The sequence below is a fragment of the Veillonella sp. VA137 genome (assembly GCF_003992015.1).
Lineage (GTDB): Bacteria > Bacillota > Negativicutes > Veillonellales > Veillonellaceae > F0422.
This window is the reverse complement of the sequence record NZ_RQVK01000001.1, coordinates 74,874-92,700: the sequence shown is the minus strand read 5'-3', so window position 1 is coordinate 92,700 and position 17,827 is coordinate 74,874. Positions and strand designations below refer to the sequence as shown.

At 37.5% G+C, this 17,827-nt stretch carries 12 protein-coding genes, 1 pseudogene and 1 riboswitch; of the genes and pseudogenes, 11 read left to right on the top strand and 2 right to left on the bottom strand.

Going from position 1 to position 17,827, the window contains the following annotated elements; all coding sequences use genetic code 11:
• Positions 1-102 precede the first annotated feature (102 nt).
• Positions 103-2,919 carry an FAD-binding and (Fe-S)-binding domain-containing protein gene (locus EO116_RS00440; RefSeq protein WP_127160167.1) on the top strand — a complete coding sequence of 939 codons (2,817 nt, stop codon included), beginning with the start codon at positions 103-105 and terminating at the stop codon, positions 2,917-2,919.
• Positions 2,920-3,119: 200 nt separating this feature from the next.
• Here the strand turns inward: EO116_RS00440 and ade are convergent, their stop codons facing one another.
• Both ade and EO116_RS00430 read right to left on the bottom strand, forming a co-directional pair.
• Positions 3,120-4,802 (bottom strand): adenine deaminase, encoded by a 1,683-nt coding sequence (gene ade / locus EO116_RS00435; protein ID WP_127160166.1) that lies wholly within the window; start codon positions 4,800-4,802, stop codon positions 3,120-3,122.
• A 19-nt stretch (positions 4,803-4,821) separates the two neighbouring features.
• Positions 4,822-6,155 (bottom strand): annotated as a pseudogene (locus tag EO116_RS00430) (NCS2 family permease).
• A 636-nt stretch (positions 6,156-6,791) separates the two neighbouring features.
• Between EO116_RS00430 and EO116_RS00425 the strand changes: the two are divergent.
• The 10 genes from EO116_RS00425 to EO116_RS00380 all read left to right on the top strand — a co-directional run bounded on the left by EO116_RS00425 (position 6,792) and on the right by EO116_RS00380 (position 17,676).
• Entirely contained in the window at positions 6,792-7,709 is a 918-nt protein-coding gene (locus tag EO116_RS00425; RefSeq protein ID WP_127160165.1) for a suppressor of fused domain protein, read from the top strand.
• 110 nt (positions 7,710-7,819) lie between these two features.
• Positions 7,820-8,797 (top strand): suppressor of fused domain protein, encoded by a 978-nt coding sequence (locus EO116_RS00420; RefSeq protein ID WP_206168298.1) that lies wholly within the window; start codon positions 7,820-7,822, stop codon positions 8,795-8,797.
• A gap of 88 nt (positions 8,798-8,885) precedes the next feature.
• Positions 8,886-9,016: riboswitch (FMN riboswitch) on the top strand.
• Positions 9,017-9,111: 95 nt separating this feature from the next.
• Positions 9,112-10,242, top strand: a complete 1,131-nt coding sequence (gene ribD, locus EO116_RS00415; protein WP_164726020.1) for a bifunctional diaminohydroxyphosphoribosylaminopyrimidine deaminase/5-amino-6-(5-phosphoribosylamino)uracil reductase RibD — start codon at positions 9,112-9,114, stop codon at positions 10,240-10,242.
• The gene (locus EO116_RS00410) at positions 10,223-10,876 is read left to right on the top strand and encodes a riboflavin synthase (RefSeq protein WP_009353516.1); all 654 of its coding nucleotides are present in this window, start codon (positions 10,223-10,225) and stop codon (positions 10,874-10,876) included. The genes ribD and EO116_RS00410 overlap by 20 nt, the downstream gene beginning before the upstream one ends.
• A gap of 14 nt (positions 10,877-10,890) precedes the next feature.
• Positions 10,891-12,087 (top strand): bifunctional 3,4-dihydroxy-2-butanone-4-phosphate synthase/GTP cyclohydrolase II, encoded by a 1,197-nt coding sequence (locus tag EO116_RS00405; RefSeq protein ID WP_127160163.1) that lies wholly within the window; start codon positions 10,891-10,893, stop codon positions 12,085-12,087.
• Between the two features lie 76 nt (positions 12,088-12,163).
• Entirely contained in the window at positions 12,164-12,622 is a 459-nt protein-coding gene (gene ribE / locus EO116_RS00400; protein ID WP_126939143.1) for a 6,7-dimethyl-8-ribityllumazine synthase, read from the top strand.
• Positions 12,623-12,636: 14 nt separating this feature from the next.
• Entirely contained in the window at positions 12,637-13,509 is an 873-nt protein-coding gene (hslO, locus tag EO116_RS00395) for an Hsp33 family molecular chaperone HslO (protein ID WP_127160162.1), read from the top strand.
• A gap of 28 nt (positions 13,510-13,537) precedes the next feature.
• Positions 13,538-14,590, top strand: coding sequence for an S-methyl-5-thioribose-1-phosphate isomerase (mtnA, locus tag EO116_RS00390; RefSeq protein WP_127160161.1), 1,053 nt, complete (start codon positions 13,538-13,540; stop codon positions 14,588-14,590).
• Between the two features lie 9 nt (positions 14,591-14,599).
• The gene (locus tag EO116_RS00385) at positions 14,600-15,877 is read left to right on the top strand and encodes an amidohydrolase (protein WP_127160160.1); all 1,278 of its coding nucleotides are present in this window, start codon (positions 14,600-14,602) and stop codon (positions 15,875-15,877) included.
• Between the two features lie 11 nt (positions 15,878-15,888).
• Positions 15,889-17,676 (top strand): WG repeat-containing protein, encoded by a 1,788-nt coding sequence (locus tag EO116_RS00380; RefSeq protein WP_127160287.1) that lies wholly within the window; start codon positions 15,889-15,891, stop codon positions 17,674-17,676.
• Positions 17,677-17,827 lie beyond the last annotated feature (151 nt).

The following is a 17,827-nucleotide window of genomic DNA, read 5'->3' as shown; positions in this document are numbered from 1 at the left end:
CTATGGTAAGCTATATATAAGATATAGAGAGCTATGTCCTTTTGAACGAGTTGTTCAAACACGTAAATGATACTACATATAGTAATGCTAGGAGGTCCTATTATGAAAGCACCGTTACGTTACGATTTTGCTTCTTTTTCTACAGAAGCGCAGGCCGTATGCCCTGAACGAGTATTTACAGATTTTTTACACCGCTATGCCTATGGTGTAGATGCTTCTTGTTATTCCTATGTACCACAAGTAGTGGTGAAAGCCAATAATGAAGCAGAAGTCATTCGTATTTTAAAATTAGCAAATCAATATGGTACACCTGTTACTTTTAGAGCTGCAGGTACATCTTTATCTGGTCAAGCTTCTAGTGAACATGTGTTAGTGGTGGCTAATGATGGCTTTAAACGTATGGAAGTATTGGATGGGGGTAAAGCATTACGGTGTGACTGTGGTGTCATCGGATCTGATGCTAATGAAAAATTGGCTCCTTATGGACGTAAAATTGGTCCTGATCCAGCTACCATTGCTAGCGCTTTGGTAGGGGGTATTTTTAACAATAACTCTTCTGGTATGTGCTGTGGGACTGTAGAAAACTCTTATCAAACAGTAAAATCTGTTCGTGTTGTGTTGGTGGATGGTACGATTTTAGATACTAGCGATCCATCTAGTGTACAAGCTTTCATGACCTCTCGTGCAGACCTTGTAAAAGGCCTATTAGACCTTCGTCAATGGATTTTTGATGATCCTGAATTAGTAGAATTAATCCAACGTAAATTTAAAATTAAAAACACTACTGGCTATTCCATTAATACCTTAGTTGACTTTGAAGATGTTGTGGATATTTTAAATCATATCTTTATCGGTTCTGAAGGTACATTAGGATTTGTATCCGAAGTAGTCTACAACACAGTAGAGGATAAAAAATTCAAGGCTTGTGGCCTTGTGTTCTATAAAGAGCTATCCGATGCATCTCGCGCAGTTGTAACGTTAGCGAATATGGGACGTCAATATGTAGTATCTGCGGAAATGATGGACTATCTCAGCCTTAAGAGTGTACAAAAGTTAGAACAAGTACCGGACTTTGTACGTGGAGTGCCAGAGGGTACTAGCTGTATTCTATTCCAATCTGAAAGTAACAATGAGCAAGAATTAGAGGAACAAGTGGAATATATTAAAGAACAATTAAAAGATATTCCAACTATCATTCCTAGCTTATACTCTACGAATCCAGAAGAATATAATTCTTGGTGGTATATCCGTAAAGGATTGTTGCCAATTGCAGCAGGACAACGCAAATCTGGTTCTACGGTAATTACAGAAGACGTGTGTTTTAAAATTGAAGATTTTGTTAAAGGCATCGGTATCATTACAGAATTATTCCGTAAATATGATTTCATGGATAATGGTATCATCTTTGGTCATGCTTTAAGCGGTAATGTTCATTTTATCATTACTCCAGATTTGAACGACCCAAGAGAACGTGATAATTTCAGTGGACTAGTGAAAGAAATGGCAGAACAAGTCGCTGCTGTGGAAGGTAGTATCAAAGCAGAGCATGGTACAGGTCGTATGGTAGCGCCTTTTGTAGAATTAGAGTGGGGTGTTAAAGCTTACCAAGTTAACCGTCGCATCAAAGAATTATTTGACCCTAATTACCTAATCAACCCTGATGTTATCATTACAGATGATCCAGATGTATATAAAAAGAACTTGAAAGCGATGGCTGCTATTGATCCATTGTTCAATATGTGTATTGAATGTGGCTTCTGTGAAAAGAACTGTCCATCTAAAAATTTAACATTGACACCTCGTCAACGTATTTCCTTGGTACGTGAAGAAACACGTCTTCGTCAAGAAGGTAAACATGCGGAAGCAGATGCATTATCTGAAGGTTATCAATACTATGGCGTAGATACATGTGCAGCATGTTCTATGTGTTCCATGCTATGTCCATTAGGCATTGATACAGCACAAATCGCCTTATCTGTTCGTAAAGTGACAGCAAAAGGTCATGGTATTGCAGAAGCGATTTATGACAATTTCCCAGCTACCTTAGCTGCAGCCCGCATGGGTGTGACATTAGGTGGTGCAGCAGGTAAAGTGATTACTAATAAGTTAATCTCTAAAATTACAAAAGGTGCTCACAAACTAACAGGTGTGACACCATATGCTCCAACTACATTGCCAAAAGCTAACCGCCACACATTGAAAAGCCAACGTAATACTGTAGGCAATGATAATGTTGTGTATTTCAGTACTTGTGCAAATCGTGCATTCAAACCAAATCAAGGTCAAAAAGATACTCGTAGCTTGCAACAAGTGATGGAAAATTTATGTAAAAAAGCAGGTTATAATGTCATTTATCCACCTCATATTGAAAACTTATGTTGTGGTTTGAGCTTTGAAAACTATGAAGACATTGATAAACGTGCATTACGCGATTTAGAAAATGCTTTATTAGAAGCAAGCTGTGGTGGAGTATATCCAGTTGTTATTGATCATTCTGCATGTTTCTCCCATGCTTTCAAACATATCAAATCTGTTACGATTCTTGATGTATCTGAATTTTTATATACTCATATCGTGCCTAAATTAGACATTGTGAAATGTAAAGAACGAGTTATCGTTCATAAACAATGTAAAATCAAAAAAGCTGGTAAGGAAAAATATATTGAACTTATTGCACGAGCATGTACTGATGAAGTATTCAATATTAAATCCTTTGCGTGCTGTGGTTTCGCGGGGCAAAAAGGTTTCTTCACACCTGAATTGAACCATTCCGCTACACGCGATTTGGGAGATGAAGTGAAAGAGTATGGAGCAACACTAGGAGTAAGCTCTAGCTCCACATGTGAAATCGGCTTAGGCGAACGTGCAGGCATTCCATTTATTGGCATTGCCTACCTATTAGATGCATGTTCTAAATAACTCCGTATACAATGAAAAAAGCAGCCCTTTTGGGGGCTGCTTTTCTGCATATCATAATATATTGAACGATTAAATACCATGGGAAACATATTGTTTCTATAATAAGTATGTGGATTACTACTGTACAAGTAGATACTGTAAAAAAGGAAGGAGGGGCCGAAGTCCCTCCTAGGTATAAGGGATGTATATAAAAATATGTATTACTCACCAAAAATAGCAATTCCTTTTGTGGTAATTTTAATTTCTGGAATCACTGTTAAGCATAGGAAGCTTAAATTAATAAAAGGATCTAATCCACGGTTTACCCCCATAGAATAGGCAATTTCTTTCATTTCTGCAACTTTTGCATCCACAACTTCATGGCTTTCATTTGTAATAAGCCCCATGATTTCAAGGGGAAGTTCTGCTATTACTGTTCCTTCACTAGCAATGACATAACCACCGCCGATTTCTTTCAGACGCTCAATAACTACTAGCATATCTCGGTCATTGTCTCCAACTACGATGACATTATGTGCATCGTGCGCTACAGAAGTACCAATAGCACCATTTTTAATATCATAGCCTTTGATAATCCCTACACCATTGTGTCCTGTTGCATGATGACGTTCAATGCATGTGATCTTATTAAATGTGCCATTTTCTATGAAAAGGTCATTGGATACAGGAACTTCTTCGTGTGTCATCTTGGTTAACAACGTGCCAGGAATTAAATTAATGATTGGCATTGGACCAGTGACAGGTAAATCTAGTTGAGATGGTTTAAATTCACCAATGTTAATAGTATGTAATAGGTGAGTAGGTGTTTTCTTCTCATGTGTATAGGTACGAGAAATTTTTTTACCACCTATTAATATATCGTGAATTGTTACTTCCTTATAGTCATCTAGTATAATAAGGTCAGCTTTATAACCAGGAGCAATGGCGCCTTGATCACGAAGGTGATAGGCTACACAGGAATTATAAGAGGCCATTTTATAAGTTTGAATTGGGTCTAGACCAAGTTCTATGGAGCGTTTTACATTGTAACTAATATGTCCTTTAGCAATAATATCCTCAATATGTTTATCGTCAGTACAGAAAGAGTATTTATCACAACAAACACCATCTTCAATGATGCCTTTTACAATGGCTTCTAGATTATGAGCAGCGCTACCTTCACGAATTAACACTTGCACACCAGCCATGACTTGAGCTTTTGCTTCTTCATAAGATCCGGCTTCATGATTCGTACGTACACCTGCCAATACAAAGGCTTGTAGTTCCTTGTCACTTACACCAATGATATGACCATCGATAACACGGTCCTCATAGACTTCTAACTTTTTCAGCATAGGAATATTTCCATTGATGACACGAGGAATATCCATCACTTCACCTAATCCTAAGATGCGAGGGTTTTGTTTAAGCTCGCTCAATTTTGGCGCTTCTAATATGCAACCAGTTTCTTCACCATCGATGGCAGGAACACAAGATGGTGCCATTACATACACATGTCCCTCCACATCGTTAGTTTCATCAATGATAAATTGAATCCCTTCAAGCCCTGCTACATTACCAGCCTCATGAGGGTCGACAATGAAAGTAGTAGTACCAAATTGTAGGGCCTGATGAATTAACTCTGATGGATTAACTAGTGTGGATTCTAAATGAAGATGACTGTCTACGAAGCCTGGTACGATATATTTTCCTTGTAAGTCTAATTCTTCTTTACCTTCATAGGATCCAAGACCAACAATGACACCATTTTCAATAGCCACATCTGTTTGAACCCACTTTTCACTAAATACATCTAACACTGTGCCATGCTTTAATACTAAACTTGCTTTTTCTTTGCCCAATGCCACACTGGACATTTGACTGTAAGAATTATAGTTAATCATAAAAAGGCTCCTTTACCAACTAAATAATAAATGGCATAACTTCTTTTACGATAAAAATAAGTGCTAGTACATACATAATAAGGGAAATATCTTTTTGTCGTCCTGCTAATATTTTGACAACCACATAACTTACAAGACCCCATTCAATACCAACACCGATGGAGTAGGTAAATGGCATCATAATAATTGTTAGAAATGCGGGAATCCCTTCTGTGATATCTTCAAAATTAATTGTTTTAATACACATAAGCATGAATAAGCCTACAACAATTAAGACTGGTGCAGTGGCTGCAGCTGGAATTACCATCAATAATGGAGCAAAAAATAAAGCAACTACAAACAAGATAGAAGATGTAATGGCGGCAATACCAGTACGCCCACCCTCAGCAATACCAGCGGCGGATTCTACAGCTACGATATGTGGAGAGGCTCCAAATATACCAGCAATAGTAGTACCTAGAGCAGCTACTTTCATACACTTGCCATTCACTCGTTGACGATCTGCTTCTGGAACTTCTGCTTGTTCACTGAGACCAATCAATACACCTACGATGTTAAATAAGTTAACAAATAAGAAGGTGAAAACCACGAAGAACATGTCTGCTGTTACTAATTCAGAAAAGTCAAACTTCATAAAAACAGGAGCCATACTAGGTGGCAATGATAGAATACTATCTGGAATCTTAGTGATACCTAAAAAACACCTAAAATGGCACAGACAATGATAGCGATGAACATGGTTCCTTTTATGCCACGAGCGGTCATTGCTGTAATTAAAATGACACCAATCATGGCGATGATGACATTTGGATCTGTAAAGCTACCTAATCCCACAATCGTGCCTTGATTCGCAACAACAATGCCAACGCTACTAAGACCGATTAAGGCGATGAATAAACCGATACCGGCGGTTACTGCTAATTTTAAATTGTGTGGAATAGCCTCAAAAATGTAATCCTTAATAGGTGTAAGTGCAATGAGTAAAATCAATAGACCCGCAATTAGTTCAGCAGTCAAAGCAAACATAAATGAGTGGTGCATTTGGATAACGACGGTGTAGGAAAAATACGCATTAATCCCCATCCCTGAAATGCCAATATAGGGCATATTCGTGTAAAAACCTAATAATAAAGTAATGATAATACCGCAGATAGCAGTAGCTGTAAACACAGCTCCCTCATTCATACCGCTAGCACCTAAAATGATAGGATTAACTGCTAATACATAAGAGACACAGAGAAAACTTGTAATACCTGCAAAGATTTCTCGCTTAATGGTGGAACCGCGCTCCGTTACATTACATTTACGATCCCAAAAACTGTTGTTACTACCAATAGTTGGACTGGTGTTCATAAAAATACACTCCTTTCACAATGATGTTGATAGTAGACCTTTACTATGTCCTCATCATAGCATATATTCTCAGTTATTACGCATATCGATTAATCATTTTATAGGTGTTTATAAGATGCTTCATTAAGTTCTGTTGAATTTATATTCTATAAATAGCTTAAAATATACGTAATGCTTAAAGTATACCTAAAATATCAACTTTTTATCAATTAAGTTTGATATAATGATAACGTTGTGAAGAATAGTATTGGTAAAAGACATAAATATACAAACAATTGCTATGCTAAATTGTAATATATAGAATGCTATTATGTGATAAAAATCATTTCTAGTTATCGATACATATGAAATAGATAGATTTTTTCTAGTAAACAACGTATACTTAAGTTAAAAATGACAGAAGATATAGAAGAATATTAGGATAGAGAAATAACATGTATTAATACACAAAAATGGTTTAGAATTAATTTATAAAGTATACTCACAATATGAGTTAGTCACATCAGAACGTATGAAAGCAATGGAAGAAGTATTACTGCAACGAATAGAATAATTAGAAGATAGTGTGAGAAGATGGTAATAGCTATATATTAGATAAATAGAAGGTTTTTCTAAAATATTAAAAAAGGAGATATTATGAAAATAAGTACAAAAATATTTGTATCAGCAGCTGTGATGGGGCAAATCTGCTTATGGACTTTTGCTATGGATGGTATAATATCTGAAACAGTTCATAGTGCTACAGGTACAAGTTCTTCTGCTAGTGCATATGGTACTGAAGAGGGAGAAGAAACACTCAATGCTGGTGTAAGTAGACTTTCTTTCTTTGATTTTAAGTCAAACTATCCTAATAGCAAATTTGCTAATATTGCCCCTAGGGAACAAAAAGAGGATGAAGGAACTCCTGTTGCAAAAGAAACACACCGCTATGGGATGGATGCTATAGAAAACGAAGTGAAACGTATACATCCCTTGTGGGAGAATGCAAGATACTACACACCGAAAATAACTTGGGAATCAGGCGGAACAGAACCTTTAGAGCAAATTGGCATACATAAAGAAAAAGATTATTTTCACTTCATTACATATGGATTAACAGAATTGCATAATAAAGAGAGTAAGGACCAAACAAAAAGTGGATTTGGTACAGAATTAACATTAAAATTAAAACGTGGTGAATATAAAAATCAATCAGAGGAACGAAAAGAACTGCTTTATATAGCTTTGCTTTTACAGAATTTTGCAAAATATATTATACAAGAAAATAATATAGTAAAGCCTTATGAAGATACTTATTTAGTGAAGGGGAGTTCTTTAAGGAAAAATATCGGTATAGATATTGCAGGTACATCTAACATTGTTGCATTTATTACAGTTCCCGATAAGGACTTACAATCTCTTGACACACCATATGGTCGAGTTGACTTTATTGCACTGATTGGTATTACAAAAAAAGAGTTACAAGCGATTAGGAACCGAAAGATTACTGAAAAAGAATTGTACGAAAAAATTGGCACTGATGTGACAAGTTACAGGAGAAAATCTGTCATATAATAGTTTGCTGAGAATATTAAATTATATGCAGTCCAATAATTATAGCCTTGTGCTAATATAATAAAATAGACATATCGACTGTTTTGTGAACGTAGAAAAAAGGAGTTAGAATGAAAGTAAGTAAAAAAATGTTACTATTAACAGCCATTATGGGGATGACTTGGTTTGGGGTTTTTGCGAATAATGGGATCTCATATGATGAGAGAAATGGTGTCGCAAATACTGAAATGAATGGTGTCGCATCTGAGGAGAGGAGTGGAGTTAGTAGCGCTTCCATTATCCATGATGAATCCGAGGAAAGGCCTAGCGTTAGTGCAGTTAGTAGCACTTCTAGTATCGACGCTGAATCAGAGGAAAAAAATGATGCTGGTGAAAAGCACTACATGTACACAGTTAAGTTAAATGACTCAAACCATAAATTTGCAACTATTGAACCTTTAGAAGCGAGTGATGACCATACTATCTCAAATGCTAAAAAAACGAATCTATATGGTATGGAGGCAATAGAAGCGGAAGTAAACTCTGTGTATCCAAGCTATTCGCTACATACAAACTATGTGGCTCTAATACGTTGGGACCTTGGAGGTCCAGATCCAATAGATAGAGTAACGATTCATGACGGAGGGGACTATTATAAATATGTCACCTATGGAATAACTGAACTTTATGATAAAGAAAGTAAAGATAAAACAAAAAGTGGGTTTGGTATGGAATTTACGATTAAATTAAAAAAAGCTGCCTATAAGGATGAAGAAAGAGAACTCAAAAATGTAGCTCAAATTTTACAGATTCTTGGTAGAAATACTATAGAAGATGGAGAAATCTTTAAGCCTTATGAATACATTTATACTGGACAAACTGAGGGGATGGACGTAAATCGTAAATCTAATATTGTTGGTTTTATTACGATTCCTGATAGAGAACTTCAATCTTTAGAGACTCCATATGGACGCGTAGATTTTATTGCCTTTATTGGCGTAACGGAACAAGAGTTACAAGCCGTTATGAAAAAAGAACTTACTGTAAAAGAGTTATATGAAAAACTTGGCACTGATGTAACAAGTTATACTAGAAAGTCTGTGATATAGTTAGGGTGAATGGCAACTTTCATTGCTATATCAAGAAATCTATGATACAATAAACTCATCTTAGGAAATAAGAATAAACATCAAATAATGGAGTCTTTGAGGCAAGGTGCGAGGGAAACCTCAATTCCTGACCGGCGGTATAGTAGTCCGCAAGCTTTTAGGAGCAGATCCGGTAATATTCCGGAACCGACAGTAAAGTCTGGATGGGAAAAGACAGTATATTGATGGCTATTGTATAGGCTATCAAATATTTGGAATGCTAAAGGGACTATGTATATAGTCCCTTTTTTGTGTAGAGGTGAGCCATGACACATATGACAACTGATGAAAAATATATGGCAAAAGCGATTGAATTAGCAGAGAAAGCAAGGGGATGTACATCTCCAAATCCAATGGTAGGGGCTATTATTGTAAAAGATGGTCGCATCATTGGTGAAGGATATCATCAAAAAGCAGGTGAACCTCATGCAGAAGTGTATGCTTTGCATCAAGCAGGTATGGATGCCAGAGGCGCTACCTTGTATGTAACACTTGAACCATGTTCACATTATGGAAAAACACCGCCTTGTGCTAAACGTGTGATAGCCGCAGGTATCTCAAGGGTTGTCATCGGTATGATTGACCCTAATCCTTTAGTTGCCGGTAAAGGCTTAGAGATGCTACGAGAGGCGGGCATAGAAGGCGAGGTTGGTGTATTAGAGCGACAATGTGTGGAAATGAATGAAGCATTTATTACATACATTAAAACAGGAAAGCCTTTTGTGATTTTAAAATCTGCCATGTCTATGGATGGAAAGATTGCTACGGCTAGTGGTGAATCAAAATGGATTACCAATGAAGAAGCGAGACTCGATGGACATCGCATCCGTAAGGAGGTAGATGGCATGCTTGTAGGTGTAGGTACCATTATTGCTGATAATCCATTGTTGAGCTGTCGATTACCACAAGAAACAATAGAAAATCAACCGCATTTATACATTCTAGATTCTAAAGGTAGAACTCCACTAGATGCAACCATTTGGACAGTACCTAATCGCAATATAACAATATTTGTTGGCGAAGAGTGTGGGCTAGAACAAATGGGAGCTTTCAGTGATAAGGGAGCAGAAGTTATTGTGACGCCATCCAATGAAAGAGGTTTAGATATTTCCTTTATTTTGGAAGAACTAGGTGCTCGTCAATGTATGAGTTTACTCATTGAAGGTGGAAGCCAAGTGGTGGCTAGTTTTGTAGAAACTAAATCTTTTGATAAATTGGTAACCTATATTGGGAATCGTATTATTGGAGGTATTGGAGCTACACCAGCCGTGGGTGGTTTAGGCTTTTCTAGTTTAGACGAAGCAGTACAGCTAGATATTGATGAAGTGATGGCTGTTGGTGATAATATGAAAATAATTAGTTATCGAAGAGGAAGAGAAGGCGTTTATGTTTACGGGGATCATTGAAGAAATAGGGACCATACAGAGTGTAAAACGTTCCCAAAGCTCGCTTACCCTTGAAATTGCAGGAACTATCATTTTTGATGATTTAAGAATTGGTGATTCCGTAGCGGTCAATGGTGTATGCTTAACAGCCACGAACATAGGAGCCCAAAGATTTACAGCAGATGTGATGCCAGAGTCAGTTAAAATGACATCATTAATAAATCTTTCAGCAGGAAGTAAGGTAAATTTAGAACGAGCTATGGCTGCCAACGGTCGTTTCGGTGGCCACGTAGTGGCAGGGCATGTGGACGGTCAAGGCAAGATTATCGGTAAAGATCATGTAGGTAATTCCATTGTGTTCCGTATCGCTGCCGATGATGCTATTCTACACTATGTTATATACAAAGGGTCTATCACTGTGGATGGAGCTAGTTTGACTGTTTCCAAGGTGGGAACTGGTTGGTTTGAAATTTCTATTATACCTCATACGATTGGAAACACTATTTTGCAATATGCTACTATTGGTACTACAGTGAATTTAGAAACAGATATTTTTGGCCGTTATATTGAGCATTTTATGAAAGAAACTCATCTGGAGTCTACTAATACTAGTACAGTGACGATGGATACTTTAGTGCGTAACGGCTTTTTATAGAAAGGATGATATTTATGTCCTATACATTAAACTCTATTGAAGAAGTAATTGAAGACTTAAAAGCAGGAAAGCCTGTGATTATTGTAGATGATGAAAGTCGTGAAAACGAAGGTGATTTAGTTTTGGCTGCTGAATTTGCTACTCGTGAAAGCATTAACTTTATCATCAAAGAGGCTCGAGGTTTATTGTGTACACCGATGTTGGAAGGTGATTTGCTACGACTTGGTATTCCTCAAATGGTAGAAAAGAATACGGATAATCATGAAACAGCGTTTACTGTATCAGTAGACCATGTGGATACGACCACAGGTATTTCTCCAGAAGAACGTGCTGTAACGATGCAAAAACTCATTGATCCAAATGCAAAACCAGAAGATTTTAGACGTCCTGGACACGTATTTCCGTTGCGTTACAAAGAAGGTGGAGTATTAGTACGCCAGGGCCATACAGAAGCATCTATTGACCTTTGTAAACTAGCTGGATTATATCCTGCGGCAGCAATTTGTGAAATTACCAATGATGAAGGCTATATGTCACGTATGGATGATTTATTGGCTTTCAGTAAAAAACATAATTTAAAGATTGCTTCTGTAGAAGCTTTAGTGGAATACAGAAAGCGACACGATAGATTAGTAAGCATTGCAGCAGAAACAAAACTGCCTACAAAGTTCGGTGAGTTCCGCATCATTGTGTTTAAAAATGAAGTAGATCATAAAGAACATCTTATGATTGTAAAAGGTGATGTACGTGGAAAATCTGATGTGTTGATGCGTATTCATTCTGAGTGCTTAACAGGAGATGTATTTGGTTCTCATCGCTGTGACTGTGGGGAACAATTGGAAAATGCATTGCGCTCTATTGAAGAGCAAGGAGAAGGCATCGTTATCTACATGCGCCAAGAAGGGCGTGGCATTGGATTAACGAATAAAATTAAAGCCTATACACTACAAGATCAAGGGTATGATACAGTGGAAGCAAATGTAAAATTAGGTTTTCCTCCAGATATGCGTGAATATTCCTTAGCAGCACAAATGTTACGTGAATTAGATGTAAAAAGTGTTAAGTTGTTAACGAACAATCCAGAAAAGAAAGAGGATTTAGAGCGTTGGGGAATCACTGTATCTAAGCGAGTTCCTATTGTGATTAAAGCCAATAGTATTAATGCAAAATATTTAAATACAAAAAAAGAAAAAATGCGTCATATGCTGTAATAATATATGAAAATAACACCTAATAAACAGTGTGCTTAGGTCCATATATGTCTTATATGAATAAAGGAGAATTACAATGATTCAAGAAGGTAAATTAATAGGTACAGGTAAGAAATTTGCTATTATCGGTTCCCGTTTTAATGAGTTCATCACATCTAAATTAATTAGCGGTGCGAAAGATGCATTATTGCGTCATGACGTGCAAGATAGTGACATTACTACTATTTGGGTACCAGGTGCTTTTGAAATTCCTTTAATCGCACAAAAAGCGGCTAAAAGTGGAAAATATGATGCTGTTATTTGTTTAGGTGCAGTCATTCGTGGTGCTACTACCCATTATGATTATGTTTGTAATGAAGTAGCAAAAGGTATTGCCCATGTGTCGTTAGACTCTGGCGTACCTGTTATGTTCGGTGTAGTCACAACGGAAAACATTGAACAAGCTATCGAACGTGCTGGTACAAAAGCTGGTAATAAAGGGTTTGATTGCGCTATGGGTGCTATCGAAATGATCAATCTATTGGAATCTATGTAGAAAGAAGGATATGCGTGGATTTTATTAAACGTTATACAACAGCAGAAGGATTGCGGCTATCCATTGCCGTAACTACTGATACCGTAGAAGAGGCGAGAGTTCGCCATGATTTGTGGCCGGTGGCAACAGCTGCGTTAGGTCGTACTATGACTGGGGCTATGCTAATGGCTAGTGATTTTAAAAATGATGAAAATGTAAGTATCCGATTGCGTGGTGATGGACCTTTGGGCATTGTTCATGTGGATGCATTCAGTAATAACACTGTACGAGGATATGTGGACCATCCGCATGTAGATGTACCACTATTGCGAGAAGGAAAGCTTGATGTAGGGGCTGCTGTAGGGCGTAATGGAGAGGTTCAAGTGACTCGCTTTACTAAACTTCGTCAAAACTATACTTCCCAAAGCCCTATTCAAACAGGTGAAGTGGCGGAAGATTTAGCCTATTATCTTGCTATGTCTGAACAAGTGGGATCTGTATTAAGCCTAGGTGTATTAGTAGATCCAGATTACCATACGATTGTAGCAGGTGGCTTTTTAGTACAAGCTTTACCAGATGTGACAAATGATGCATTTGATAAAATTGAAGCAAATCTGAAAACCATTGGGCCTGTGACTAATTATTTGAAAGCAAATCCTAATGCGGAACACTTAATGGAACGCATTTTGGATGGATTTACTGTCCAAGAAGTCTATAGTGAGCATATTCATTTTGCATGTCCTTGTAGTCGAGAACGATTTTTTGATCGATTAGCAAGTTTGCCAATGCATGATAAACAAGAGTTAGCCCAAGATGAAGTCACAGAATTAACTTGTCACTACTGTAATGAAAAATATCACTTTTCTAAGGAAGACATGCAAACCTTATTAATTGAAGAAACACATTAATGCTACTTGTTTCTATGGAGGGAACAGTATGAAAAGTATTGAATGGAATGGATCAGAAGTTATTATCTTAGATCAAACGAAATTACCTACATCTGTGGAGTATGTACATTGTACAGATTGGCGTCAAGTGGCAGAGGCTATTAAGATGCTTCGTGTCCGTGGTGCTCCTGCGATTGGTGTAGCAGCGGCCTATGGTTTAATTCTTGCCTTCCGTGAAAGTCACCATAGAGGAGGCGCTAGGGCAGAGATTTTATCCGAGTTTAGAGCCTTTGCGGAAACATTGCGACAAACGAGACCGACAGCGGTGAATTTAATGTGGGCTATTGATCGAGTATTGCGTGTTGTAGATACTTTCACAGGCGATATTGGCGAGTTAGATGCGGTTCTTGTAAAAGAAGCTATCGCCATTGATACTGAAGATGTTGCCTTAAATGAAAGTATGGCAAAACATGGTGCTACCTTATTCCAAGATAAAGAATCTTATCGCATTTTGACACATTGCAATGCAGGAGCTTTGGCTACAGCAGGAATCGGTACTGCCTTAGGGGTGATCCGTGAAGTTCACGCACAAGGTAGGCTAGATCGTGTCTACGCAGATGAAACAAGACCATTATTGCAAGGCTCTCGGTTAACGGCCTTTGAATTACATGAAGACGGTATTCCTGTGACATTGCAAACTGACAATATGGCTGGTTACGCTATGCAACAAGGTCTTATTGATGCAGTTATTGTAGGAGCTGACCGTATTACTCTAGAAGGTGATGTGGCGAATAAAATTGGCACCTATAGTGTAGCCGTATTGGCCAAACATCACAATATTCCTTTCTATGTAGCAGCGCCGTATAGTACTTTTGATTTCTCCATGGAACAAGGAGCACATATTCCTATTGAAATGCGTAATCCTCTAGAGGTGTTGCAATTCCAAGGCGTGCCTTCTGCACCACAAGATATTGAAGTATTGAATCCAGCTTTTGATGTCACACCTCATGATTTAGTGACCGCTATTATCACAGAAGAAGGCGTGTTACGACCTCCGTTTAACGAAAGTATTCGCAGTTTACAAGAAAAGAAAAAGAAATAGGAGTTGAACATGGTTGATGTTGTTATCACACATGTAGATGTGTTACAAGAAAATTCAATTGCAAGAGATATTGCTATTGTCATTGAAAATGGATACATTAAAGAATTTGTTTCTAATGATGCTATACCTCAAACTAAAGAAGTGATTGATGGTAAAGGTATGCTAGCAGCCCCAGGAATGGTAAATACGCATACTCATATTGCTATGGGCCTATTGCGTAATTACGCAGATGATTTGGAGTTAATGGATTGGTTACAAACTGCCATCTGGCCAGCGGAAGCTAAATTGAATAATCACTTAGTCTATTGGGGTACACAGTTAGGCATTGCAGAAATGTTCCGTTCTGGTACTACTTGTTTTAGTGATATGTATTTCTTTATGGATCAAACGGCTGAGGCTGTGAAAGAAACAGGTATTCGTGCTGTATTATCACGGGGTATGGCTGGTGTAGCGCCTACAGCAGAGCAAGCGTTAATAGAAAGTAAAGAATTGTTTGAAACGTATCACGGTTATAACCAAAATCAAATTAAAGTGATGCTAGGACCTCATGCACCATATACATGCCCTGATGCGTATTTAGAACGAGTGGTTCAATTAGGTCACGAGTTAGGAGCACAAGTTCATATGCATTTAAGCGAAACCAAAGGAGAAGTGGAAAATGTTATAAAAGCTACTGGTAAAACTCCTATTGCACATATGAATGACTTGGGTTTATTTGATTTAGGATGTTTAGCAGCCCATTGTGTGCATGTTACTGATGAAGATATGGATATTATGAAAGAAAAATCTGTTCGCGTAGCTCATAATCCACAATCGAATTTAAAATTAGCCAGTGGCATTGCACCAGTGCCAGAAATGCTTTCAAAAGGAATTGTTGTTGGTTTGGGTACAGATGGTTCTGCTAGTAACAATAATGCAGATATGCTAGAAGAAGTACGTTTAGCAGCTATGCTACATAAAGCTCGTTTATACGATCCATTGGCGATACCTGCTCAAACGGCTTGGGAGCTTGGTACAGTCATGGGAGCTAAAGCATTAGATTATAATGATTTGGGCATATTAGACGTAGGATATCGGGCAGATGTTGTTTTGTATGATACGTCTGGATTGCATTGGCAACCACGGTATAATGATGTAGCATCCCTAGTGTATGCGGCTAATTCATCAGATGCTACTACCGTTCTTGTAGGCGGTAAAGTGGTGATGAAAGATAAAGAATTATTGACTATTGATGAAGAAAAATTGCGTTATGAAATAGCTCAAGCACAGGCTGTATTTCAAGCGTAATAGGAGCTCTTATGAAAGTATGTAAAAAGTTAGCACTGGGACTTGTTTTGGCAAGTGTATCTACCATGGTGACACCGTTTATAGTACAAGCAGAAAAACATGTATCTGGTGGCGTTGGTTATCACGGTGTAGGCTACTATCGTGGCATGGATTATATGCGTGGATACTATGAGGGAAGGGCCTTTGTATTGGGGGCTTTTAGTAAACATATTGACCATCCTACAAAGAGTTATAAAGTTGCAAATGAGGCTAAGGCACTGGGTGATGTGCAATCACAAATGGAAAAACTTAGCCATGAACCGTACTATTACATTGGTAAATCTAAAGATGGTAATAGTATCCTATCATCAGAAGGACAACCTGTAATGGGACCTAAAAAAGAGTTACATATAGGTCGCTTAGATAGTACAGGAAAGCTAGACGTTGTACTATATGAAGAGGCAGGTAAAACAGTATTAGAAACTGTGAATACGGGTTCTTCTATTGTCATGCCGACAAAGCATGTAGAAGTATCACCTACAGGATTAATCTATGCTATGAAAGGCGAGGCAACTAGCTATTATAATCTGCAAGGTCAAATGTTGCATAGTAAGCCCTTTAAATTTGATAAAGAATTATATGGTGACTTGCATAGCGTAGGTACAAGCAATAAATTAGTAGCAATATTTAATGCTCGAACAGGAGAATATAAATCGGATGAGATATTTACCTCTCTAAGTTGGAATCAAAATACAGGTCTTATTTCCGGTTATCAAAGAGATGGATCTATTTTATATTTTGATGATGAAGGTAATCATGTAGAGTCAGCTACAGCTTTGAAAATTATCTCACAAACGGAAGGTACTCAACCCCGTAAAATACAAATGCCACAACAAGTTGAGGGTGAGCGGATTCAACGCGTATTAGCTCCTTTCAGTGAAGGAATTGCCTTTGTATTATTAGGCAATAAACAAAAGGTAGCTATTGATGAAAGCGGAAAAATACTATTTTCTGTGAAAGAGTATGATGAAATTGAACCCTACCTAAATGGGATAGCTCGTGTAACAAGAAAGGCTCATGGGTTAAATTTTGGTGGAATTTTTAATACATTGGCGGCTGCTTTGGTGAAAGGTGCATTCTATCATCAGGCAAGCTATGGTGAAACTGACTATGCTTGGACAACCTCTAAATTAAAACGAGGGTATATTGACAAAACAGGCAAAGAAGTTATTTCTTCTAAAAATCAGATGGTCAGCCCATTAACTGAAGCCGGGATTATGACCTATAAAGATGGCCGTTTTGGACTGTATACCAAAGAGGGTGTTGAAGTATTCCCAATGGTCTATAAAAATATTACATATATGCCAGAACTAGGAGCCTTTCTCTTACAAGATGAAGAAGGGCGTTGGGGTGTAAAACGTCAAGATAATAGTACTATGCTTCCATTTGCGTATTCAAAATTAGAAGTAGTAGCTCCTACGGTTTTGGTTGGTAAATCTGGATCCGCTTATCGAATGATTTCCTTAGATACATTCCGTGAAATTGGTGAAAGTTATGATTCCATCACGGCGCCTAAACCATTCTATGGTGTTTACAGTGGATTAATTGGTAAACGAGGAAATAATATATACCTTGTCAATCCATTAACAGGCGAAAGTCTATTGCAATTACCATCGGACACATCTAAGGTGGATACAGCTACTTTAGAAAGTGTAGTTTATAAACAACATGGTAAATATGGTGTTCTAGATTTTACAGGAAACACTATTATTGAGCCAAAGTATGAGTCTATACAAGTATTTGTTGGTAAAAGCAATTAGTATACACTATAAGATCTAACGTATAGTATTATCAATAGATATGAATTGATTAGATAAAACTAGTCTAGCTTGTCCGAAGTTAATTTTAATTAGCTATGGATATTTGAAATAAAAGAGAGGTCTCTATGGCCTCTCTTTTAATTGACAAAAA